This is a genomic window from Klebsiella sp. K-3 (assembly GCF_051207495.1).
Lineage (GTDB): Bacteria > Pseudomonadota > Gammaproteobacteria > Enterobacterales > Enterobacteriaceae > Klebsiella > Klebsiella aerogenes.
Map to the genome: position 1 here is coordinate 119129 of NZ_JBPNXF010000007.1, position 24082 is coordinate 143210.

20 protein-coding genes are annotated in these 24082 nt (G+C 56.4%); 11 read left to right on the forward strand and 9 right to left on the reverse strand.

Annotated elements, in window-relative coordinates; translation table 11 throughout:
• Positions 1-58: 58 nt before the first annotated feature.
• The 4 genes from astE to astC form a co-directional block, all read right to left on the reverse strand.
• Positions 59-1021 carry a succinylglutamate desuccinylase gene (gene astE / locus ACSEMK_RS12900; protein ID WP_113373641.1) on the reverse strand — a complete coding sequence of 321 codons (963 nt, stop codon included), beginning with the start codon at positions 1019-1021 and terminating at the stop codon, positions 59-61.
• 72 nt (positions 1022-1093) lie between these two features.
• Entirely contained in the window at positions 1094-2569 is a 1476-nt protein-coding gene (gene astD / locus ACSEMK_RS12905; protein ID WP_411325057.1) for a succinylglutamate-semialdehyde dehydrogenase, read from the reverse strand.
• Positions 2566-3600 carry an arginine N-succinyltransferase gene (gene astA / locus ACSEMK_RS12910; RefSeq protein ID WP_430914506.1) on the reverse strand — a complete coding sequence of 345 codons (1035 nt, stop codon included), beginning with the start codon at positions 3598-3600 and terminating at the stop codon, positions 2566-2568. Before astA ends, astD begins: the two co-directional genes overlap by 4 nt.
• Entirely contained in the window at positions 3597-4817 is a 1221-nt protein-coding gene (astC, locus tag ACSEMK_RS12915) for a succinylornithine/acetylornithine transaminase (RefSeq protein ID WP_087859342.1), read from the reverse strand. The genes astA and astC overlap by 4 nt, the downstream gene beginning before the upstream one ends.
• Positions 4818-5263: 446 nt before the next feature.
• Between astC and xthA the strand changes: the two genes are divergently transcribed.
• From xthA to ACSEMK_RS12955, 8 genes are all read left to right on the forward strand, one after another.
• Positions 5264-6070 (forward strand): exodeoxyribonuclease III, encoded by an 807-nt coding sequence (xthA, locus tag ACSEMK_RS12920; RefSeq protein WP_045393250.1) that lies wholly within the window; start codon positions 5264-5266, stop codon positions 6068-6070.
• 237 nt (positions 6071-6307) lie between these two features.
• The gene (locus ACSEMK_RS12925) at positions 6308-6928 is read left to right on the forward strand and encodes a TVP38/TMEM64 family protein (protein ID WP_260841583.1); all 621 of its coding nucleotides are present in this window, start codon (positions 6308-6310) and stop codon (positions 6926-6928) included.
• Positions 6915-7625, forward strand: a complete 711-nt coding sequence (locus ACSEMK_RS12930) for a TVP38/TMEM64 family protein (protein ID WP_183269065.1) — start codon at positions 6915-6917, stop codon at positions 7623-7625. Before ACSEMK_RS12925 ends, ACSEMK_RS12930 begins: the two co-directional genes overlap by 14 nt.
• Positions 7622-8185, forward strand: a complete 564-nt coding sequence (locus ACSEMK_RS12935; protein WP_087859338.1) for a carboxymuconolactone decarboxylase family protein — start codon at positions 7622-7624, stop codon at positions 8183-8185. Before ACSEMK_RS12930 ends, ACSEMK_RS12935 begins: the two co-directional genes overlap by 4 nt.
• 9 nt (positions 8186-8194) lie before the next feature.
• Positions 8195-9373 (forward strand): ABC transporter substrate-binding protein, encoded by a 1179-nt coding sequence (locus tag ACSEMK_RS12940; RefSeq protein WP_435336561.1) that lies wholly within the window; start codon positions 8195-8197, stop codon positions 9371-9373.
• The gene (locus ACSEMK_RS12945) at positions 9346-10878 is read left to right on the forward strand and encodes a thiamine ABC transporter permease (RefSeq protein ID WP_430914508.1); all 1533 of its coding nucleotides are present in this window, start codon (positions 9346-9348) and stop codon (positions 10876-10878) included. The genes ACSEMK_RS12940 and ACSEMK_RS12945 overlap by 28 nt, the downstream gene beginning before the upstream one ends.
• Positions 10878-11522: an ATP-binding cassette domain-containing protein gene (locus tag ACSEMK_RS12950; protein WP_430914509.1), complete on the forward strand. Its 645-nt coding sequence runs from the start codon at positions 10878-10880 to the stop codon at positions 11520-11522. Before ACSEMK_RS12945 ends, ACSEMK_RS12950 begins: the two co-directional genes overlap by 1 nt.
• Before the next feature lie 75 nt (positions 11523-11597).
• Positions 11598-12905, forward strand: coding sequence for a rhodanese-like domain-containing protein (locus ACSEMK_RS12955; RefSeq protein ID WP_430914510.1), 1308 nt, complete (start codon positions 11598-11600; stop codon positions 12903-12905).
• A gap of 5 nt (positions 12906-12910) precedes the next feature.
• Here ACSEMK_RS12955 and ACSEMK_RS12960 read toward each other — a convergent pair whose 3' ends face one another.
• Complete coding sequence (locus ACSEMK_RS12960; protein ID WP_213794835.1) at positions 12911-13543, reverse strand: CDP-alcohol phosphatidyltransferase family protein; 633 nt, start codon at positions 13541-13543, stop codon at positions 12911-12913.
• A 100-nt stretch (positions 13544-13643) separates the two neighbouring features.
• Between ACSEMK_RS12960 and ACSEMK_RS12965 the strand changes: the two genes are divergently transcribed.
• Together ACSEMK_RS12965 and gdhA are read left to right on the forward strand one after the other, a co-directional pair.
• On the forward strand, positions 13644-14042 hold the full coding sequence (locus ACSEMK_RS12965) for a pyrimidine (deoxy)nucleoside triphosphate diphosphatase (RefSeq protein WP_087859332.1): 399 nt from the start codon (positions 13644-13646) through the stop codon (positions 14040-14042).
• 191 nt (positions 14043-14233) lie between these two features.
• Positions 14234-15577, forward strand: a complete 1344-nt coding sequence (gene gdhA / locus ACSEMK_RS12970; RefSeq protein ID WP_430914511.1) for an NADP-specific glutamate dehydrogenase — start codon at positions 14234-14236, stop codon at positions 15575-15577.
• Positions 15578-15642: 65 nt separating this feature from the next.
• Here the strand turns inward: gdhA and ACSEMK_RS12975 are convergent, their stop codons facing one another.
• The 4 genes from ACSEMK_RS12975 to selD all read right to left on the reverse strand — a co-directional run bounded on the left by ACSEMK_RS12975 (position 15643) and on the right by selD (position 23108).
• Complete coding sequence (locus ACSEMK_RS12975) at positions 15643-18114, reverse strand: hypothetical protein (RefSeq protein ID WP_430914512.1); 2472 nt, start codon at positions 18112-18114, stop codon at positions 15643-15645.
• Positions 18111-19811: an Hsp70 family protein gene (locus ACSEMK_RS12980; RefSeq protein ID WP_430914513.1), complete on the reverse strand. Its 1701-nt coding sequence runs from the start codon at positions 19809-19811 to the stop codon at positions 18111-18113. Before ACSEMK_RS12980 ends, ACSEMK_RS12975 begins: the two co-directional genes overlap by 4 nt.
• Positions 19812-20110: 299 nt before the next feature.
• Positions 20111-22060, reverse strand: a complete 1950-nt coding sequence (locus ACSEMK_RS12985; protein WP_316424102.1) for a DNA topoisomerase III — start codon at positions 22058-22060, stop codon at positions 20111-20113.
• A gap of 4 nt (positions 22061-22064) precedes the next feature.
• A complete protein-coding gene (gene selD / locus ACSEMK_RS12990; RefSeq protein WP_032708315.1) occupies positions 22065-23108 on the reverse strand; it encodes a selenide, water dikinase SelD in 1044 nt (347 codons plus the stop codon).
• Between the two features lie 226 nt (positions 23109-23334).
• Between selD and phoC the strand changes: the two genes are divergently transcribed.
• Positions 23335-24081: an acid phosphatase PhoC gene (gene phoC, locus ACSEMK_RS12995; protein WP_015705781.1), complete on the forward strand. Its 747-nt coding sequence runs from the start codon at positions 23335-23337 to the stop codon at positions 24079-24081.
• The last annotated feature ends 1 nt before the right edge of the window (position 24082 follow it).

Consider the following 24082-nt stretch of genomic DNA (forward strand, 5'->3'; position numbering starts at 1 on the left):
TTTCACTCGATATTCACAACCGCGAACAACAACGGCTGTGAATAGTTAAGAAAGGGAATTACAACCGTTCCAGCATCAGCCCAGCCCGTAGCCCTGGCGCCACGCCGGGGTTGGGAAACAGCACGTACTCTTGCGCCTTTTCGACGACATAGCGCGTTTCGCCATCCTCCGCCAGCAGCGTCCCGGCGCTGAACGGCGTAAAATTGAGCGTTTCCCCTGACATATGCAACCGGAACTGGTCGCTGTGGCGCGTGATCTGCTGCACCACCCGGTAGCGCAGCGGCGCAGGCGCCTCTTCCACGGCTAAATCGCCCACTAACAGTCTACTTAACGCCCGCCGCGTCGCTGAGAACTGGGTTAAATCGTTGTCGCCAAAAGGCAGCGCTTTACCCAACTCCAGCGTACAGGCCAGCGCGGCAAAACGTTCGCAACTAAAGTGGGTAAAGGTTCCCGCCGGTTGTTGATGAAACACCAGCGCCTCCAGCCCGGCCGCGCCAAGCCAGCTGAGAAAATCTTCACTCCACGGCTCCTCGCGTGCCGGCAATACGCCAAAGCGCGGATGCAGCGAGCCGCGAATAGCGGTATGCATATCCAGATGCCAGCGCACGCCATGGCTATCGCTAAAGAAACGCGTCACAGCGCCTTCCAACTGCCGCGCCCGCACTGTTTCACCACCGGGGGCGAATTTGCGCCATCGCTCGCCGAACATGCGGTTCATATCGCTTTCGAGATAGCGTTTATTTTGCCGCAGCGCCGGCGGGTTGCCGAATATCACCAGCACACGCCAGCGCAGCGGCAGTTCGCCACTAAATAACTGCTGAAGCAAAGCGTTAACCATCTCCACCGGCGCGGTTTCATTGCCGTGAATACCGCACGAAAGCACCAGTGAACGTTCGCAGCGCGCATGCGGGGTCAACAGCAGGATGCCGCAATCGATCCAGTGCCAACGAAAATGGGCGGTTTCGCCATGAAATTGATGCGGCCAGCGCCCCGCCAGAGTTAATGCCAGAAAGTCGTCCACGACGCCTCCTCTATTACTGAAACGGATCGAGGAAAGCACGCGAGGCCGACAGTCTGGCCTCGCGTGCCTTAATCAGCTTGCCTGCGATGAAAAATCCAGACCCGGACTGAGCGTCTCCGGTAGCGTCAGTTCGGCAGATTCCAGGCTGGCCATCGGCCAGGCGCAATAATCGGCGGCGTACCAGGCGCCTGGACGATGATTTCCCGAAGCGCCGGTTCCGCCAAACGGCGCGGTACTGGCGGCGCCGGTGAGCGGCTTGTTCCAGTTGACGATCCCGGCGCGGGCCTCCAGCAACAGGCGCTCAAATTTGTCGCGCTCGGCAGAAATCAATCCGCAGGAGAGACCGAACCGGGTGGCGTTAGCCATCGCGATCGCTTGCGTGAAATCGTCATAGCGCCACACGCACAACAGCGGGCCAAAAACTTCTTCATCCGCCACCTGCTGCACGTTGCTCATGTCGATGATCCCCGGCGTCAGCAGCGAGGTACCGTCGCGCAACAGACGCGGCTCAAGTAACGTCTGTCCGCCGCTCGCCACATGCCCAAGCCAGGCCTGATGCACCTTTTGCGCGGCCTGCGGCGATACCAGTCCGCCCAGGAACGGCTGCGGCTGCGCATCCCACTCGCCGGGAATAAGACGTTGTGACACTGTCACTAAACGCTGCAAAAACGCATCGCCCGTCGCGCCGCGCTTCACCAACAGGCGGCGCGCGCAGGTACAACGCTGCCCGGCGGTGATAAATGCCGACTGGATGGTCAGGTGGACCGCAGCGTCAATATCCTGCGGTTCGTCAACAATCAGCGGGTTGTTGCCGCCCATTTCGAGAGCGAGGATTTTTTGCGGCTGCCCGGCCAGTTGGCGATGCAGTTGGAAGCCGGTCGCGGAGCTGCCGGTGAACAACAGTCCATCGATATCCGCCTGCCCGCTCAGCGCCTCGCCGGTCTCCCGAGCGCCCTGCAGTAGATTCAAGACCCCAGCGGGTAAGCCTGCCTCCGCCCATAGCTTAACCACCGCTTCGCCGCTTTGCGGCGTAAGCTCGCTAGGCTTAAAGACGACAGTATTACCAGCGAGTAGCGCCGGCACGATATGTCCGTTAGGTAAATGGCCCGGGAAGTTATACGGCCCAAACACCGCCAGTACCCCGTGGGGACGGTGGCGCAGCGTGGCGGCGCCGTCGGCCATCGCCGTCTCGCTTTCGCCGGTGCGGCTATGATAGGCGCGCACTGAGATTGCCACCTTATTTATCATGGCGGTAATTTCCGTGGCCGCCTCCCAGCGCGGTTTACCGGTCTCGGCGGCAATAATCGCCGTCAGCTGGCTTTTGTTCTCTTCAAGCAGCGCCGCAAACTTCTCGACGATCGCCTGACGCGCGCTAAATGGCAGGCAAGCCCAGGCGGGGAAAGCCTGACGCGCGGCGCTAACCGCCTGTGCGACCTGCCCGGCGTCGGCGTCATTCCCCTGCCACAGCAGCGCCTGGCTGACCGGATTATATTTACTGCGCTGCAGGCCGCGCCCGCTTTGCCATTCGCCGTTAATCCATAAACTCATGATGTTTTCTCCTCCGGGATCAGGCGGACCATCCGTACGCGATCGCCTGGGTGGCATTTCAGCGTATCCAGCTCACGCGCGCTCAGCAGCAACGTTTCGCTATCCGGGTCGGCATGGACCAAAATGGCGCGGAACTGCTGATACTGCTCGTTGGTGACAAGACACTGCGGCCACTCTCCCGGCGCAGGCTGCCCTTCTTCCACCGTCAGCAGGCGGCTTTTGCGTATCGCCCGCACCCGGTCGATTTCGCACTCCAGCGTCGGGCCGCCGTCAAAAATGTCGATGTAGTTGTTAAAACGGAAGCCTTCTTTTTCCAGTACTGCACGCGCAGGCGCCGTTTGCGGATGAACCTGGCCGATGACCGCCCGCGCTTCATCGGAAAGAAAGTCGATATATAACGGATGTTTTGGCATTAATGCGGCGATAAACGCTTTTTTACCGGTGCCGGAGAGATAATCGGCGCGGGAAAATTCAATCGCGAAGAAGCGCTTGCCGAGGCTTTCCCAGAACGGAGAATAGCCATGCTCATCAATCACGCCGCGCATCTCGGCAACCACTTTGTCATTAAAGTGGTCGCGGAAACCGGCCATAAACAGCAGTCGCGATTTCGACAACAGGTAGCCATTGCCCTCTTTACGCCATGCAGGATCGAGGAACAGCGTGCAGAGTTCGCTACAGCCGGTGTGATCGTTGCTAAGGAACAGCGTTGGCAGCGCGTGATAAACGTTGAGCTCTTTTGATGCATGTACCTGCGTGCCGACCCGATAGTTATACCAGGGATCGTTGAGGCCAACGGCGACTTCAATCGCGCAGATCCCAACGACCGCGCCGCTGACGCTATCTTCCAGCACAAAGACATAGCCCTGCTCGCTTTTCGGCAGTTCGCCGCGCCAGGTGCGCTGGGAGCGTTCAATGCGGGCAGTCAGCGTGGGTTCGTCTGCCGGCAGCGACGTCAGGCCGCCGCCGGTTTCCCCCGCCAGGGCCATCAGCCCCGGCAAATCGGCTTTTTCAACCGGTCGGATCACCATCATGATGAAACTCCCGCAAGGAAGTGACGGCAGGCCAGCTCAAAGCGATCGAGACCGGTGTTCACCTCTTCCTCGCTCACGTTAAGGGCCGGAGCGAAGCGAACGACGTTTGCCCCGGCAATCAGTACCATCAGCCCATCTTCCGCCGCCTGGGTACTAATGGCTTTAGCTTTCCCGGCATATTCGTCGTTCAGTACACAACCAATCAGCAGCCCCAATCCGCGAATTTCCTTGAACAGGCCGTATTTGGCGTTAATCGCGCTCAGGCGTTCGCTAAACCACTGGTGACGCTGTTTAACGCCGTTCAAAAGCGCAGGGGTATTGACGATAGACAGCAGCTCCCCGGCAACAGCGGTGGCGAGTGGGTTGCCGCCGTAGGTCGTGCCATGGGTGCCGACGGTCATCACGCTGGCGCATTTCTCCGTCGCCAACAGCGCGCCGATCGGGAAGCCGCCGCCCAGCGCTTTCGCCGTCGACAGGACGTCCGGCGTCACGGCGTAGTGCATATAGGCATACAATTCGCCGGTACGCCCGACGCCGGTTTGTACCTCATCAAAAATCAGTAGCGCGTTGTGCTGGTCGCACAGTTCGCGCAGGCCGCGCAAAAATTCCGCTTTCGCCGGCACCACGCCGCCCTCGCCCTGCATCGGCTCGACGATCACCGCGCAGGTGTCGTCATTAATCATCGCGCGCGCCGAGTCGAGGTCGTTATAGGTAGCATGTTGGATCTGCGGCGGCAGCGGCGCAAAATCCTGCGAATAGGAAGGCTGGCCGCCAGCGGACACGGTGAACAACGTGCGCCCGTGGAAGGCGTTTTTGAACGCGACAATGCCGCTTTTGTGGCTGCCGTAATGATCGTGGGCGTATTTACGCGCCAGTTTCAGCGCCGCTTCGTTGGCTTCGGCGCCGGAGTTACAGAAGAAAACGCGGTCGGCAAAGGTGGCGTCGATAAGCTGTTTGGCAAGGCGTAGCGCCGGTTCGTTGGTGTAGCCGTTACCGGTATGCCAGAATTTTCCCGCCTGCTCGGTCAGCGCTTTTACTAACTGTGGGTTAGCGTGCCCCAGCGCATTCACCGCGATACCGCCGGCAAAATCGATATACTCTTTCCCCTGCTGATCCCACAACCGTGAACCTTCGCCGCGTACCGGAATAAAAGCCGCCGGCGCATATACCGGCATCATCCATTGATCAAAATTGCTACGCGTAATTGACTGAGACATATCGACCTCTTCCGGTAAATTAAAAGTAAGCACAATGTTAAAATTTATGAGTTATTACGCTGTAAATGTAGATTGCACGCATCGTGCCAGCCAGAGGCAAAAATGCATAAATTGAGCTCAATCACGTGATATCAATGAGTTACAGACACTAATTATTCAATAAAAATGCATATTTAGTGAATAATCATCAAATAAACGGCGATGGATAGAGGAAAACGACGAGAAGTTATGCAGCGATAAGATATAATTCTGTAATTGTGATCCTCTACGAAATTTATCGTAGATATCTGCGCTTTTTTGGCGCGACATGCGCCAAAACGGTGCATAATTTGTGCGATTCGCTCGCCAACCGCAGTAATCGGTAGAATTAACCACCTGCCGGCAGCCACCATGATGAAATTCTGCTAACATCCTTGCACTATTCACCTTGCACAGTGGCAGCGACTATGAAATTCATCTCTTTTAATATCAACGGCCTGCGTGCCCGCCCCCATCAACTGGCCGCCATCGTCGATAAACATCAGCCCGATGTTATCGGCCTCCAGGAAACCAAAGTACACGACGATATGTTTCCTCTCGAAGAGGTGGCGAAGCTGGGCTACAACGTCTTTTACCATGGGCAAAAAGGCCATTACGGCGTCGCGCTGCTGACCAAAGAGACTCCGATAGCCGTGCGTCGCGGCTTCCCGGGCGACGGCGAAGATGCGCAACGCCGCATCATCATGGCGGAAATCCCCTCACCGTTTGGCAATGTCACGGTAATTAACGGCTATTTCCCGCAAGGAGAGAGCCGTGACCACGAGACCAAGTTCCCGGCGAAAGCGGCGTTTTATCAGAATCTGCAGAACTACCTCGATACCGAGCTGAACAAAGAAAATCCGGTGCTTATCATGGGCGATATGAACATTAGCCCTACCGACCTTGATATCGGCATTGGTGAAGAGAACCGCAAACGCTGGCTGCGCACCGGTAAGTGTTCCTTCCTGCCGGAAGAGCGTGAATGGATGGATCGTCTGCTGGGCTGGGGCCTGGTGGATACCTGGCGTCACGCCAACCCGGATAATAATGAGCGCTTCTCATGGTTCGATTACCGCTCTAAAGGTTTTGATGACAACCGCGGTCTGCGTATCGACCTGCTGCTGGCAAGCTCGCCGCTGGCTCAGCGCTGCGTCGAAACCGGCATCGATTACGACATCCGCGGAATGGAAAAGCCTTCCGATCATGCGCCGGTATGGGCAACCTTTAAGCCGTAATTCTTCTTGGGGCTCCGGCGCGGAGCCCCGCTATCCTGAGCAAAATCAATAAAGTGAACGGTATACATTGTCGCTCACGGCAATTTACTATACTGTCGCGCGCACCCGGCGTTTCCTGCCGGGCAAAACGAAGACAGGAGACCCCTATGCAAAAGAAGCCGTTATCCAACACGCTATAAACTGCTGTTTGCCGTACTCCTGTTTGCCCTGCTGGCATGGCTTGTTCATCACGCCGGGCTGACGCGACTGCTCAGCCACCTTCACGATCTTCAATTACTTATTCTGCACAGCGGTAGCGCAGGCTATGCGCTTTATATCCTGCTGTTTATCATCGCCGCCTTGTGCCTGATGCCCGGCAGCGCGTTGGTCATCGTCGGCGGTATGATATTCGGCCCCTGGTTGGGCACGCTTCTCTCGCTTATCGCCGCGACTATCGCCTCATCGCTGTCGTTCCTGCTGGCCCGCTGGCTGGGGCGCGAAGCGCTGCAGCGCTATTGCGGTCACCACGCCGTTTTTCAGGCGTTCGAACGCGGTATTGCCCGCAGCGGCTGCGATTTTCTGATTTTCACCAGGCTGGTGCCGCTGTTTCCTTATAATCTGCAGAACTATGCCTATGGGCTGACGGCGATCCCCTTCTGGTCCTTTACGTTTATCTCCACCATCGCCACCCTACCGGGATTGTTTATTTATACTTTTATGGCCAGCGAACTGGCCCGCGATGGCATCACCCTGGCCTTTATTGGCAAACTCAGCATCGCCGGCCTGGCGCTTTTTGTATTAACCCAGGCCGCCAGGCGGTATGGCCGCTATAAACGCATTAGTGTCGCAACATCCGCGGTAAGCGATGAAAATGGATAACAGAAAACGGCTGTGGCTCTCACGCGGCGCTATCGTCCTGCTGGCGCTGGCGGCGTTCATCGGCTGGTGGTTAATACCGGGCGTACGCTCCTTTGTGCAACATAGCCTTAGCGCGTTTGCCACTCTCGATCAGCAGGCGCTGGAGCGTTTTATTCACGCTTATGGCCCGCTGGCGGCGCTGGTCTCTTTCGGGCTGATGATCCTGCAGGCGATTGTCGCGCCGCTGCCGGCATTTTTAATTACCTTCGCCAATGCTTCGCTGTTCGGCGCACTGTGGGGCGGCGTGTTGTCATGGGTCAGCGCGATGGCTGGCGCGGCGCTGTGTTTTTTTATTGCGCGCGTACTGGGCCGTGAAGTGGTAGAAAAACTGACCGGCAAGACGGTATTACAGAGCGTAGATGGCTTTTTTAGGCGCTACGGCAAGCACACCATCCTGGTTTGCCGCCTGCTGCCCTTCGTCCCTTTCGATCCGGTGAGCTATGCCGCTGGCCTAACCTCAATCCGCTTTCGCCATTTTATGGTTGCCACCGGCGTCGGCCAATTACCGGCGACTATCGTCTACTCGTGGGCCGGAAGCCTGCTGACGGGGGGGCGGTTCTGGCTGCTCAGCGGTTTATCTATTTTGTTCGCTTTAGCTATCGTAGTCGCGATAGTCAAAGCGCAATACGTTGCGCATCACAACAGGAAATCGCCATGAATCTACCGCCGTTAACGTCGATTCCATTGATCCTGCGCCCGCAGGCGTGGCTACACCGTCGCCATTATGGCGCGGTACTCAGCCCTATCCGCTGGTGGGGGCGCATCCCGCTGGCGTTTTATCTGGTCTCAATGTTTGTCGGATATCTGGAACGCCGGCGCTCGCCGCTCGATCCGCTGCTACGCTCGTTGGTGAGCGCCCGTATCGCCCAGTTGTGTCACTGTGAATTTTGCATTGATATCACCAGTATGAAACTGGCGCAGCGCGCCGGCGGCAGCGAAAAGCTATTGGCGGTTAACGACTGGCGCAACAGCGGATTATTCAGCGATAGCGAACGGTTGGCGCTGGAATATGCCGAAGCGGCGAGCATGACGCCGCCCACCGTCGATGATGCGTTGCGCGCCCGGCTGGCGCAGCAGTTCGATGCCCAGGCGTTAACCGAGCTAACCGCGCTGATCGGCCTGCAAAATTTATCCGCACGCTTTAATTCCGCGCTGGCGATCCCGGCGCAGGGCCTGTGCCAAATTCCAAAGCCCGATGTTTCTGACACTCATCCCTAAGGAGTCAATATGCGCAGTCTGCGTTATTGTTTAATTTGGCTTGCCGCGCTGCTGCTGGCCCCGACTCTCGCCAACGCCGACGAGAACTGGCAGAGCATCAGCCAGCAGGCGCGTGGCCAGACGGTGTGGTTTAACGCCTGGGGCGGCGACCCGGCGGTTAACCGCTACCTCGACTGGGTCAGCGCCGAGGTGAAACGCGATTACGCCGTCGATCTGCGTATTGTACATATCGCCGATGCCGCCGATGCCGTTAAGCGTATTCAGACCGAGGCGCGTGCTGGTCGTTCCCGCGGCGGTTCAATCGATTTATTGTGGGTTAATGGCGAGAATTTCCGCACGTTGAAGCAGGCGAATTTACTGCACAGCGGCTGGGCCGAAAAGCTGCCTAACTGGCGCTACGTCGATACGCAAAAACCGGTTCGCGAAGATTTCTCCATCGCCACCGACGGCGCGGAATCCCCGTGGGGCGGCGCGCAGCTGACTTTTATCGCCCGCCGATCGCAGCTGGCTCAACCACCGGACAGCGCACAGGCGCTACTGGCTTTCGCCACAGCGCATCCAGGCAGCGTCACCTATCCGCGGCCGCCGGATTTTACCGGCACCGCTTTCCTTGAGCAGTTGCTGGTTGCGTTGACCGATCGGCCGGAGGCCCTGCGCCAGCCGCCGCAGGAGACAAGTTTCGCCGCGGTGACCGCGCCGCTTTGGGCCTATCTCGACAGGCTACACCCGCTGCTCTGGCGCCAGGGCCGCGATTTTCCGCTGTCGCCGGCGCGGATGGACGCGATGCTGGCGCAAGGCACGCTACAACTATCGCTGACCTTCAATCCGCTGCATGCGCAGCAAAAAGCCGCCAGCGGCGAACTTCCGCCAGACAGTTATAGCTTCGGTTTTAAACAAGGGATGCTCGGCAACGTGCATTTTGTCGCTATCCCCGCCAACGCCCGCGCGACGGCAGGCGCACAGGTGGTTGCCAACTTCCTGCTGTCGCCACAGGCTCAGTTACGCAAAGCCGATCCGCAAATCTGGGGCGATCCCTGCGTACTCGATCCCGAAAGACTCAACGACGCCCAGCGCGCCGCATTGTACGCCGTACAACCGAAAGCGACGCCGCCGATGCTGGCAGAACCGCACGCCGCCTGGGTTGACGCGCTGGAGCAGGAATGGTTGCGCCGCTACGGTACCCACTAATTGCGCTGACGTGGGGAGCGATAGCGCTTATCTACCTCCCCATGCTTCCCGCCGCCGCTTTGATGGCGATACCCGCCGTCGACGCCGCGGCCTGGCGGGGGCTATTTAGCGATCCGCAGTTGCCGCAGGCGCTGGCCGCGACGCTAGTTTCTACGCTACTGGCGGTGGGCGGCGCGCTGTTCATCACCCTGACGGTGATTGGCGCGTTATGGCCAGCCGCCGGCTGGCAGCGCCTGGCGAGAAGATTACCGCTGCTGCTGGCCGTACCCCATGTCGCTTTCGCCACCGCCGCCCTGCTGCTATTTGCCGAAGGCGGCTGGCTGTATCGTCTGTTTCCCGCCTTGAGCCCACCGGCCGATCGCTACGGTATCGGTCTGGGCCTGACAATGGCGGTCAAAGAGAGCGCTTTTTTACTGTGGGTGGCGTATGGCGTACTGGGCGAAAAACAGCTGGCCGCCCAAACCGTAGTCATGAAAACCCTCGGCTACAACCGCAGGCAATGTCTGCAGTGGATTATTGTACCAGCGCTGCTGCCATCGATGAGCCTTGTTCTGCTGGCCACCGTCGCCTGGAGTCTGTCGGCGGTGGATGCCGCTTTGGTGATCGGTCCTGGAAATCCACCAACGCTGGCGGTACTGGCGTGGCAGTGGCTTAATCAGGGCGATCCGCTGCAACAGGCGAAAGGCGCGCTGGCCAGCCTGCTGCTGCTTGCCTTCACGTTAATCTTCGCGGCCATCGCATCGGTAGGCTGGCGCCGCTGGCGGCAAAGCATTCCCGCACTACGCGGCAAGCGCGCCCCCCCTGCCAACGCAGCGACGGGACATATTCTGGCGCAGGCGGTACCCGCCTGCGGTCTGGTTTGCGCGTTGCTGTTGGCTGGCATTTCACAATGGACGCTGCCAACGGCTGAGGCGATCGGCAACAGCCTCTGGCTGGCGTTAGGCGCGGCGATACTGGGGGCCGCGCTGTGTCTGCTGTGGCTGGAGTTCGGTCCCGCCAGATATAACGGACTCTGGCTGCCATTAATCATCCCGACGCTGCCGCTTGCCGATGGTCAATATCAATTAGCGCTCGCGGGCTGGCTCGACGGTCAATTGATGACGGTATTATGGGGGCATCTGTTATGGGTCGTGCCATGGATGCTGTTTATCCTCTCCCCGGCGTGGCGCAATCTTGATCCACGGCTGTTATTGATTGCCCGTACGCTTGGCTGGCGGCGCGGCCGCCTGTTTTGGTGGGTCAAATTGCCGTCAATGGCGCGCCCGCTGCTCACCGCGCTGGCGGTCGGGTTTTCGGTGAGTATCGCGCAATATCTGCCGACCGTGTGGCTCGGCGGCGGACGTACGCCGACGTTGACCAGCGAAGCGGTGGCGCTGAGCAGCGGCGGCGACAGTACGCGGCTTGCCGCACAAGCGCTGTGGCAATTGCTGCTACCGGCGATCTGTTTTATGGTTACTGCGCTGATAGCCTGGTTTATAGGCCGTCGCCGCCGGGGATTACGCTAATGCTAACCGTTCACAATCTGACATTAACCCTCCACCGCCAACCGCTGTTGTGGGGGGTAAATTTTTCTGTCGCTCCCGGCGAGGTGTTGGCGCTGATGGGCCCTTCCGGCAGCGGTAAATCAACCCTTTTCGCCTGGATGATCGGCGCGCTTGCCGACACTTTTCGCGCCGAAGGTGAATTATGGCTCAACGAACGCCGCTGCGACAGGCTCGCCACCGAAGCGCGGCGCATTGGCATCCTGTTTCAGGATGCGCTACTGTTTGACCACTTCAGCGTGGGCAACAATTTACAGCTCGCCCTGCCTGCGGAGATCCGCGGCGCGGCGCGCCAGGTTGAAGTTGAACAGGCGCTGGCGCGCGCCGGTATGCCGGGCTTCGCCTCGCGCGATCCGGCCACGCTCTCCGGCGGACAGCGCGCGCGCGTCAGCCTTCTGCGCGCTCTGCTGGCGAGACCGCAAGCGCTGCTGCTGGATGAGCCTTTTAATCGCCTGGATGCAGAACTTCGCGCCGATTTTCGCCAGTGGGTGTTTGCGGAAATTGACCGGCTGGCAATCCCGGCGCTCCTGGTGACTCATGACAGCCAGGATCTCCCGTCGGGCGGACGCTGTATAAATATCGCCGCCTGGCAGGCAAATTTCGCCTAACCTGCGTTATCGCAAAGAAATTCCCTTATCAGGAGCAGAAAATGAGCCCTCCTCTTTCTACCGTCGGGCATTTCGATGAAACGTGTTTCTCAATTGACCGCACTCGCCCTGCTCATGGGGCTTGCTGCTTCCTCTACTTTCGCCGCTGATACCATGCCAACGCTGGATTTTTCAACGCTGCAACAGCAGCACGGCGTGGCGATAGACACCCGCCTCAGCGCTTTCTATAACGGTTGGCCGCAAAGCGCCAACGGCCCAGAGGGCCATGAACCGCAGGCGCTAAACCTCTCTGCTAGCTGGCTTGGCGCAATGAGCAACGAACAACTGCGTGCCTGGGCTACTCAGCACCAGCTGCAGGCCGATACGCCAATCGCGTTATATGGCGGCGCTGACGATAACGCCAGGGTTGCGGCGCGCCTGAAAGAAGCCGGATTCACCAAACTCAGCACCCTTAGCGACGCTTTCAGTCAGGGCGAGCGCCTGCAGAAGCTGCCGCACTTTGAGCAGCTGGTGTATCCGCAGTGGATCCACGATTTACAGCAAGGTAAAACCGTTACCGCCGCCCCGCAGGGCGACTGGAAACTGTTTGAAGTGGCCTGGGGCGCGCCGAAGTTTTATCTGCTGAATCATATTCCCGGCGCCGGTTATATTGATACCAATGAAGTGGAAAGCGAGCCGCTGTGGAACAAAGTGTCCGATGAACAGCTAAAAGCGATGCTGGCTAAACACGGTATTCGCCATGACACCACGGTGATTCTGTACGGCCGCGACGTCTACGCCGCCGCGCGCGTCGCGCAGATCATGCTGTATGCCGGGGTGAAAGATGTACGCCTGCTCGACGGCGGTTGGAAAAGCTGGTCCGACGCGAATCTGCCGGTCGAGCGCGGCATGCCAGCCAAAGAAAAAGCGGTGCCGGATTTCGGCGCGCCGATCCCCGGTCAGCCACAGTTAATGCTCGATACCGAACAGGCGCGCGGGTTACTACACCGCCAGGATGCTTCGCTGGTCAGCGTCCGCTCGTGGCCGGAATTTATCGGCACCACCAGCGGCTACAGCTACATCAAGCCGAAGGGCGATATTGCCGGCGCCCGCTGGGGTCATGCCGGCAGCGATTCCACGCATATGGAAGACTTCCATAATCCGGACGGCACGATGCGCAGCGCCGATGATATCGCGGCGATGTGGAAACAGTGGAACATTCTGCCCAACCAGCAGGTCTCATTTTACTGCGGCACTGGCTGGCGCGCCTCAGAAACCTTCATGTACGCCCGTGCGATGGGCTGGAAAAACGTCTCCGTTTACGACGGCGGCTGGTACGAATGGAGCAGTAATCCGCAAAACCCGGTAGCCACCGGCGAACGTGGCCCGGACAGCAGCAAATAATCCTACTACTGAGGGAGGTTCTGGCTTTGCGCCTCCCTCAGCGTCAGGTAGCCGCTCCAGATACGGGTGAAGGTTGTCAGCCAACATAGCGCGCCAAAACACCACGCCAGCCAGGGGAAGTTCGCCGGAAACAGGCAACACAGCACAAATAGCAGGATTGTCTCCGTTCCTTCAGTCAACCCGCCTAGATAATAAAATGATTTATGCGCATAGCCCGGATTGGCAATCTGATGCTTTGCCGCAAGGGTCGCAAATGCCAGGAAGCTGCTGCCGGTGCCGATAAACGCAAACAGCAGCCAGCCGCCCGCCAGCGCATTTTGCGCCGGGTCGGCAACAATAAAACCGAACGGCACCAGCGCGTAAAACAAAAAATCGAGCGAAATATCCAAGAACCCGCCGGCGTCGCTGAGACCACGCCGCCGCGCCAGCGCGCCATCCAGGCCATCCAGTAACCGGTTCAGCACAATAGCCGCCAGCGCGGCGCCGTACCAGCCGAGCGCCAGAAACGGCAGCGCCAGCACGCCGATAGCAAAACCGAAAAGCGTCAGGCCGTCAGGGGAGATCCCCGGACGGTCGAGCACGCGGGCGATAGCATTCAGTACGGGCTTCAATCGGGGATGCAGGCGGCTATCAAGCACGGTGACGCTCCATCAGGCTAAAAGGTTGTCGGTACAGGGGAAAGACGGAGATAATACGCCATTATGCGCAAGCCCGGTATTTGAATGATTCAGGATAACTATGCAAAAAACGATTGATGTCGTCGCCGCCATTATTGAACGTGACGGCAAAATTCTCCTGGCGCAGCGCCCGCCGCACGCCGATCAACCGGGGCTGTGGGAGTTCGCCGGCGGCAAAGTCGAACATGGCGAAAGCCAGCCGCAGGCGTTAGCCCGCGAACTGGAAGAGGAACTGGCAATTGTTGCGAGGCCAACCCGCTATATCGCCAGCCATCAGCGGGAAGTCTCCGGGCGTTTGATCCACCTGCATGCCTGGTGGGTCGCCGAATTTCGCGGTGAACCCGTCGCCCGTTACCATAGCGAACTGCGTTGGTGTACCCCGGCGCAAGCATTAGCATTTGATCTGGCGCCAGCGGATATTCCTCTGCTGAATGCCTTTATCGCTCAACAGGCAGGTTAGTTTCTCTTCCCCCTCTCCGACCTGGGTCATCGTTTTTAGTTATGACCCTTGTCGAATTATAAATTTTTCTCCGCGCTCAATTTTTCCTTGTCAGCCTAACGATTTCCGGTGTTATAGTCGGAAAAACGGCATTTTCAAGGCCGGGTATAAAAAATAACAAGCAACCACAACCGTAAGGGGAAATTACATCTATGGATCAGGCGTGTACTCTGGAAAGTTTTCTCGCCCGCGTTCAACAGCGCGACCCGCATCAAACTGAATTCGCTCAAGCCGTCCGCGAAGTGATGACCACTCTGTGGCCGTTCCTTGAACAGAATCCGCGCTATCGTCAGCTCAATTTGCTGGAACGCCTGGTCGAACCGGAGCGCGTCATCCAGTTCCGCGTCGTCTGGGTTGACGATCGCAATCAGGTTCAGGTTAACCGCGCCTGGCGCGTGCAGTTCAACTCCGCGATTGGCCCGTACAAAGGCGGCATGCGCTTCCACCCGTCGGTCAACCTGTCGATCCTTAAGTTCCTGGGCTTCGAACAGACCTTCAAAAATGCCCTCACCACGCTGCCGATGGGCGGCGGTAAAGGCGGCAGCGATTTCGACCCGAAAGGTAAAAGCGACGGCGAAGTGATGCGCTTCTGCCAGGCTTTGATGACCGAACTATATCGTCATCTCGGCCCGGACACCGACGTGCCGGCGGGCGATATCGGCGTTGGCGGCCGCGAAGTCGGTTTTATGGCCGGCATGATGCGCAAGCTTTCCAACAATAGCGCCTGCGTCTTCACCGGCAAAGGTCTCTCCTTCGGCGGCAGTCTCATCCGCCCCGAGGCCACCGGTTACGGTCTGGTTTACTTTACAGAAGCGATGCTCAAGCGCCACGGTCTTGGCTTCGAAGGGATGCGCGTCGCGGTCTCCGGCTCCGGCAACGTGGCGCAGTTCGCCATTGAGAAAGCCATGGAATTCGGCGCGCGCGTCATTACCGCCTCCGATTCCAACGGTACGGTGGTAGACGAAGCCGGCTTCACCAAAGAGAAACTGGCCCGCCTGATCGATATTAAAGAGCGTAGCCACGGCCGCGTTGCCGATTACGCGCGCGAATTCGGTCTGACCTACCTCGAAGGCCAACAGCCGTGGTCAGTGCCGGTAGATATCGCGCTGCCGTGCGCGACCCAGAACGAACTGGACGTCGATGCCGCGCAAATGCTGATCGCCAATGGCGTTAAAGCGGTTGCCGAAGGCGCCAACATGCCCACCACCATTGCCGCCACCGATCTGTTCCTCGACGCTGGCGTGCTGTTCGCGCCGGGCAAAGCAGCCAACGCTGGCGGCGTCGCCACATCCGGCCTTGAAATGGCGCAAAACGCCGCGCGTATGGGCTGGAAAGCGGAGAAAGTGGATGCGCGTCTGCACCACATTATGTTGGATATTCACCACGCCTGCGTCGAATACGGCGGTGAAGATAAACAGACCAACTACGTTCGCGGCGCCAATATCGCCGGCTTCGTCAAGGTCGCTGACGCCATGCTGGCGCAGGGTGTGATTTAAAATACCTGCAACACCTCATCCGCTGAAGACTCTGCCGGATGAGGTGTTTTTTAGGTTCGCCATTTTTACGATAGCGGGTGAAAGGTACTTTCCAGTTCATACTGTATTATCAGGTCTTTTGCCAGAGCTTGCGCTTGCGTAATTTCCTCCGACGACATTGACTTCTTTATTTTTAACAGTATGCCTACCGGGCCAAAAATAAGTGCCCAGGCCCATGCATCAACGTAACTCTTCTCGACCCCACATCCGCAATAATAGAGTATACAGAGCACATTTTGAGCTTTTTTATGTCCTCTGAGCGCCGCCCGGGCGCACCAGGTAAATGACAGCTCTTCATCCTTCTCAACTCCTTTACCGCCTTCCTGAAAGATCTTATGAAGCATAAATGCCGCGTCGAGATCCTCACCTTGCTCATAGGACTGTGTGAACCAGTAGACGGCCTGGCGGTGATCCGCGAGATGATTTTTATACAACAGCGCAAGATTAAACTGGCCGTCATTCAAACCTTGTTCACCTGCAAGCATGTACCATTTGCTAGCCTGATGGAAATCCTGAGTCACGCCATTACCGTCCTCAAACATAATGGCCAGGCTATTTTGTGCTGCTGCGTTCCCCTGTAATGCAGCAGCATGAAAATAGTGAAACGCCGTCTGCGTATTTTTTTCTACGCCAGCTCCATCAAAATACATCATTCCTAAAGCATATTGCGCATGACTATAGTTATGTTCCGCCGCCAGATTTAACCAATAAAGCGCCTGCTGATAATCACTATCGGGAATATAACCAAAGCGATGAATCTCACCGAGATAAAATTGCGCGCAACAATCATTTTGTCCAGCAGCTTTACTAAACCATTCATATGCCAGAATGTAATTCTGCGGAATACCCTGCCCATAATAATATTTATGTCCAAGTTCATTTTGCGCATTAACAAAACCCTGGATGGCCGATTGGTAACACCATTCAAAAGATTTTTGGAGATCTTTTTCAACTCCCAGTCCGTCGCGGTAGAGAATACTCAGATTATGTTGAGCGGTATTTTCTCCCTGTCCCGCTGCCTTGAGATACCACTCCTTGGCCAGGTGGTAATCCTGCGCGACACCCCAGCCATGAAAGTACATGATCCCCAATTGACTTTGCGCGGCGTCATACCCACTCCCGGCGCTTTTAACGCACCAGGCAAAAGCCTTCGCCAGATCCTCTTCAACGCCAGTCCCGCCGCCACATAACATCTTTGCCAGTTCAAGCTGTGACCAGCTATTTCCTTGTTCTGCGGACTTCAGATACCACTCAAACGCCAGCGTCAGATTCTGCTCGATACCAGAACCTGTCTCATACATAACCCCCACGGCATATTGCGACTTGTCATCGCCCTGCAGCGCGGCCTGCATATACCATTCAAATGCTTTTTGCGCATTTTTTTCAACGCCAACGCCATCACGATAGAGGACTCCAACATTGTACTGGGCAGAAATATGTCCTGACTCGGCCGCGCGGATATACCAGTATGCCGCCTGAGCGTCGTCTTTTTCGACATCCGCGCCAGCATAATATTTTTCCGCCAGTTTATTATATGAAAAGGCATGGCCCTGTTCTGCAGCTTTTAAATAACTGCTAACAACCATCGATGAAGTATAATTATTATTCTGCACGTTTATCGCGGCAATGAGCTGTCGATAACTTTGTTTATGCACGGCGGCCAGGGCATGAAAACGGTCGGACAAAGACCATATGCGCACTTTATCATCCGGTTTAAATGACCATTCAACAAGTTCAATGAGTTGGCATAAAAAATTGGATGAGAGCTGAAATTTGCCAATCTGTAATAGCAGTACGACATCGAACCACGTCTTACTTACTTCATTATCCCTTATTGAATAATAAATTTTTTTTATTTTATCGCCGCACTCCACTTCCTCAGCCCCCGACATATCGGCAATAAAATGAGGTGCTATTTCTTGTTCTAATTTTTGATACAGCAGGCAACTTTCGTTTATCGCAGTCTGAATGGCGGCCCGAGTCCCGGCGGCAACCAGATGCCAACGGAAGAATTTTGCCGCAGCTAACGTCAGTAACGGGCGAGTAAGCTGCTGCAGATTGATCAGCAATTCTTCCTCAAAACGTATTCGCGCTTTCAGATCAAGATATTCGAGTTCGCCCAACGCGGCCTCGAGCTGCTTGCTGGCATTTTCAGGCTGTCTTTCATTCACCTGAAACAGACGTTCCAGCACATTTTGCCAGCCCAGTGCGCCACGGCCTACGTCTGCGGATCGTAGCGGGATAGGTCCGCGTTGCCGGGGGAAGAAAGTCTGCTCCGGATGACGTTCTCCGTCCTCTTGCTCATCATCTTCTTCATCTTCCGGAAAATTATCCTCATTCTCTTCCCAGCTCAGCGCCGCTTCATAGGCTTGACGTAGCCGCTGATAGCCCTGTGGATCGTCCTCCGGACGGTGAATTTTTACCAATTGCGCAAAACGGCGCTTAATGTCACGTGGCTCCGCTCCCGGCGCTAATCCCAGAATATCCCAACAGTTCATAGCAGTCGGTCCGTCTCAAGGTCGTCAAGAATGTGATTAAGCCGCTCACGAAAAGCAACAATCGGATCGTTATCCTGCTTTTCCAGCAAGTAGCTAAACTGCCGCGAACAATCACTTATCCATTCGCGAGTATCACCAAGGCTCAACTGATAGAGATGATCCAGACGCGCCATTAGCGCCTGGTTTGCCTGATCATCGCGAGGATGGATTTTCAGCGCGCTGAGTTTAGCAAGCGACTGCTGAAGCTGTTCTTCCGTCAACGCTCCGGGATGCTGTTCAATCAGCAGACTGCTGCGATTGCCCGTTAACGGCACATGAATATCAACATCAAGCAGTCCGTTAATATCGTAGGTAAAACGAACTTCTATTTCGACCTCTCCTGCCGCCTTGGGTGGTACGGCAATAGAAAGCTCGGCCAGAAAGATATTATTCTCTACCATTCGGCTCTCGCCCTGATAAATTTTAAAGTCGACAGTGGCTTGGTCGTCGTGAACAGTATAAAATTTCCGCATTCGGCTACAAGGAATACTGCGATTGCGCTCAATAATTGGTGCAAAGTATCCCTGTTCCCGTGTGTGTCCCAAGGTCCTTGAGGTGTTAACGCCCAAGGTGAAGGGACAGACATCAGTGACCACAACATCCTCAAGTTCACTATTGCGCGCTTTGAGCGCCGCCTGGATCGCCGCCCCCTGGGCTATCACTTCGTCAGGATTAAGATGCATTGCTGGCAGGCGGCCAAAGAGTTGCGCGACAAGTTTGCGGATAAGCGGCATCCGCGTTGAACCTCCCACCAGAACGACCTGATCTAACTGAGAGATATCCAACCGGGCATCACGAATCGCCATTTCCAGCGGCTCCCGAATACGGGCGAAAAAAGATTCTAACAGCAACTCAAAATCCGTTTCGGTGATTTGCCACTGGTAGTGTTGCCCTTTTATTTCCACGCTGAAAACCGCGGCTTCACGCAGGCTCAGAGCTCTTTTAACCCGTTCAGCCTCTACCCGCAGTTGCCGCTGTAGCGTGGGTTCCCGCCATTCGATCTCTTCCATGAATTCCTGCTGTTGGCGAAAGGCCTCGACCAGAATATCGACAATATCCTCGCCACCGAGGAAGTTGTCCCCGGCACTGGCGCGTACTTCCATAATATTGTCGAACAACTCAAGGATAGAGACATCAAACGTGCCGCCACCCAGATCAAATACCAGGAACTGGTGTTCATCTTCCTGGTTGTGCAGGCCGTAGGCCAGCGCGGCGGCGGTCGGTTCGTTAATCAGACGCTCGACGGTTAACCCGGCCATACTGGCCGCAATTTTCGTTGCTTTACGTTGCACGTCGCTAAAATAGGCGGGAACGCTGATGACTGCCTCATTTACCGTTTCACCAAGGAAATTCTCAGCGTCTTCTTTTAGCTGGCGTAGTACCAGTGAAGAGAGTTCTTCCGGGCGAAAAGCCTGTTTACCCAGCATAATGGTCTGCGCAGTCCCCATCAACCGCTTGAAGTTCGCCGCGCAGTTGGCCGGCCGCACCAGTTGGAGATCGCGGGCTGCTTCACCCACCAACACCATACCGTTCTCATCAACACTCACCACACTAGGCGTAAGATATTTACCTAGTGCATTGGGTATGAGCACCGCTTGACCATTCTGCCACACGGCAGCCAGACTATTCGTTGTACCTAAATCGATACCAATTATCATTTTCGTCCTTGATATTTTCAGTCCTGAATAGATTTATTTTCTATTGCGAATAAATCTCTGCGATTACTGCTCTAGTATAAATAAAACCCACTCATTTTAAATATTATTAAAGTATGATTTGAAAAACAAATCAACACCACTACATCAGACATATAAAAAGACAGGAATCATTCAATAATAAAATATATTAATTATTCCTTCATTACAGGAAAGGTCTATTTTAAAATAAAATCCGCGATATGATATACAACATAACATTAAAATCGCCCCCTGGAATCCTTATGCGCAGGGGGCGGAGGTTATGTCGGAGTATCTTCCCCTCGATCGTGCGCAGGTGGCGTCTTTCTGCTGGTACGCTTGCGAAGTGCGCTCTTTTTCTTACCCTCGTTCGGTGAGATAATTCCACGGAACTGGCGCACCGGTGTCCTCCGCGCCTGATCGATAAGCTGGAAAAGCGTCCCTACCAGCGGCTGCATAAAGTCCTGATAGCGGCACTGTTTTTCGCTGATTTGCGTCAATACCGACTCCCAATGGGCGGTCATATCCGGGCGCGCGGCCATTTCCGGCAGGGAATGGATTAGCGCCCGACCGGCGTCCGATGAGTGGATATAGCGCCCCTTTTTATTCAGGAAACCGCGCTTAAACAGCAGCTCTATAATCCCGGCGCGGGTCGCTTCCGTCCCCAGACCGTCGGTCGCGCGGAGGATCTTTTTCAGTTCTTTATCTTGCACAAAGCGGGCAATACCGGTCATCGCCGACAGTAGCGTCGCGTCGGTAAAGTGGCGCGGCGGCTGGGTCTGTCGCTCCACCACTTCACCTTTTTCGCACAATAGCTCATCGCCTTTGGCGACCACCGGCAGCGGCGTACCATCGTTCTCTTCGTCGCGCTCTTTATTACCAAGCAGCGCGCGCCAGCCCGCTTCGGCGAGGAAGCGCGCCTTGGCGACAAATTTGCCGTTAGCAATATCAAGGTCAATCTGGCACTTGCGGAATACCGCATCCGGGCAGAACTGCATCAGATACTGACGAGCGATCAGGTTATAGACTTTCTCTTCGTTATCGTTGAGTTTGACCTGACTGCTGCGCGCGGTTGGGATAATCGCGTGGTGCGCATCGACCTTTTTATCATCCCAACAGCGGTTGCGGATCTCCGGATCCATCACCGGCTGCGGTAGCAGATCCGGCGCATGGACGCTAATCGCATTCAGTACTGCATGGCGGCCGGCAAAATGTTCTTCCGGCAGGTAGCGGCTATCCGAACGCGGATAGGTAATCAGTTTGTGGGTCTCATACAGCTTCTGGCAGATATCCAGCACGTTCTGCGCGCTGAAGCCGAAGCGTTTGGCCGCTTCGATCTGTAACGCTGACAGCGAAAACGGTAGCGGCGCCGGTTCGGAATCGCGCTTATCGTTATAGCCGGTCACGATTGCCGGCTGGCCTTCGATACGTTTAACCACATGCTCGGCCAGCGGACGATGCAGTAAACGCCCCTCTTCATCCTGATAGGGTTCGCAGGCTTCGCTTGGCACCCAGGTGGCGATAAACCGCTCGTCTTTTGGCGTGACAATATGCGCTTTGACGTCAAAGAAATCTTTGGCGACGAAGTTCTCTATCTCTTCATCACGACGTACCACCAACCCCAATACCGGCGTCTGTACGCGGCCAACCGACAACACCCCCTGATAGCCGGCATTACGCCCGAGAATGGTGTAGGCGCGGGTCATGTTGATGCCGTACAGCCAGTCGGCGCGAGCGCGGGCCAGCGCCGATACGCACAGCGGGACAAATTCGCTGTTCGCGCGCAGGCGGTTAATTGCCCGTTCAACCGCCTGTGGGTTCAGGTCGTTAATCAGGCAACGCTGCACCTGCTGGCGCTTTTCCGGCGCCAGCTGCAGGTAGTCCAACACTTCATCGACCAGCAGTTGCCCTTCTCTATCCGGGTCTCCCGCGTGAACCACTTCCTGCGCCTCGCCAAGCAGGCGCTTGATGACGTTCAGCTGTTTCGTGACCGACGGTTTTGGTTGCAGTTGCCACTTTTCCGGTACGATAGGAAGGTCGAGCAGGTTCCAGCGCGCATAGCGGCCGTCGTAAACATCCGGCTGCGCCTGCTCCAGCAGGTGGCCGATACACCAGGTGACCACCTGCCCGTTGCCGCACTCAATAAAGCCATCGCCTTTACGATGCGGTTTAGGCAACACATCGGCGATAGCGCGACCGAGACTCGGTTTTTCTGCAATAAACAACCGCATCTAATCAACGGATCTCGATCATTGGACGCCCGCCGCGGGCGGTTACCAGCTCGCCAATGGCGGCAAGCTTGATGCCAAATTCCGCAGCAGCGGCCTGGACTTCGGCTTCAGCTTCCGGCGTTACCGCCAGCAGCAGGCCGCCGGAAGTTTGCGGATCGCACAGCAGATCGCGCCATGCCGCCGGCATCTCGCCCATCAAGTGGCCGTAGCTGGCAAAGTTGCGTCCGGTGCCGCCCGGCACCGCTCCGGCGGCGATATAGGCTTCAACGCCCGGGAGTTTAGGAATATCGGCGTAGTTTAGCTGCGCCTGAACGCCCGCGCCGCGGCAGACTTCGCTGAGATGCCCCAGCAGGCCGAAACCGGTGACGTCCGTCATCGCTTTTACCCCTTCGATATTGGCAAATGCGGCGCCGGCAAGGTTCATCTGACACATGGTCTCCGTCGCCAGCCCCTGATGTTCCGGCTTCAGCAGCGATTTCTTCTCGGCGGTAGTCAGCACGCCAATACCCAGAGGTTTGGTCAGATACAGCTTGCAGCCCGCCTGCGCGGTGCTGTTTTTCTTGATACGTTCGGTTGGTACCACGCCGGTCACCGCGAGCCCGAAAATCGGTTCCGGCGCATCGATAGAGTGACCGCCCGCCAGCGCAATCCCGGCCTGCTGGCAGGCAAAACGCCCGCCTTCAACCACTTCGCGAGCAATCTCCGGCGCCAGCGTGTTGATTGGCCAGCCAAGTATCGCAATCGCCATAATCGGTTTGCCGCCCATGGCGAAAATGTCGCTGATGGCGTTAGTCGCCGCGATACGGCCAAAATCAAAAGGATTATCGACGATCGGCATGAAAAAATCGGTGGTGCTGATGATCGACGTCCCGTTACCCAAATCGTAGACCGCCGCATCGTCGCTGGTTTCGTTGCCGACAAGCAGGTTCGGGTCGACAAACTTCGCCTGCTCGCTATGCAGAATGGTTTCCAGCACTTTAGGGGAAATTTTACAACCGCAACCGGCTCCGTGGCTGTATTGCGTTAAACGAATAGCTTGCTCGCTCATGGACATCTCCTGTCATTGCAATCCCGCTATGGTAGCGCCCAAACGGCAAGGTGATAAGTGCGACAGTCCGAAATCGCGAGTGGTTGCTCATTAAGCAGACAAATATGCGTTTTTGCGATACCGAACAATTTTTTCAATGTGATTTTAACTTTTACTTACAGATGACAAAAATGTGACTAAAAACAAAACCATTGTTCTGGACATATAACACCGTAAGGAAATGTAGATGAAAAAGCGCGTTCTCGCCCTCTGCCTCGCCAGCCTGTTTTCCGTTAACGCTTTCGCACTGGTCCCTGCCGGCAACGATGCAACCACTAAACCCGATCTCTATTATCTGAAAAATGCCCAGGCCATCGATAGCCTGGCGCTGTTGCCGCCGCCGCCGGAAGTTGGCAGCATCGCATTTTTAAACGATCAGGCGATGTATGAGAAAGGACGACTGCTGCGCAATACCGAACGCGGTAAACTGGCGGCTGAAGATGCCAACCTTAGCGCCGGCGGCGTGGCGAATGCCTTCTCCAGCGCCTTTGGTTCGCCCATCACCGAAAAAGACGCGCCGCAGTTACATAAGCTGCTGACGAATATGATTGAGGATGCCGGCGATCTGGCCACCCGCAGCGCGAAAGAGAAATATATGCGCATTCGCCCGTTTGCGTTCTACGGCGTTTCAACCTGTAACACCACCGAGCAGGACAAGCTGTCGAAAAATGGCTCTTACCCTTCCGGCCACACCTCTATCGGTTGGGCAACCGCGCTGGTACTGGCGGAGATCAATCCGCAGCGGCAAAACGAAATTCTTAAGCGCGGCTATGAGCTGGGCGAAAGCCGGGTTATCTGCGGCTATCATTGGCAGAGCGACGTCGATGCGGCGCGTATTGTCGGCTCGGCGGTAGTGGCGACCCTGCACACCAACCCGGCCTTCCAGCAGCAGTTACAGAAAGCCAAAGATGAATTCGCCAAAACGCAGAAGTAAC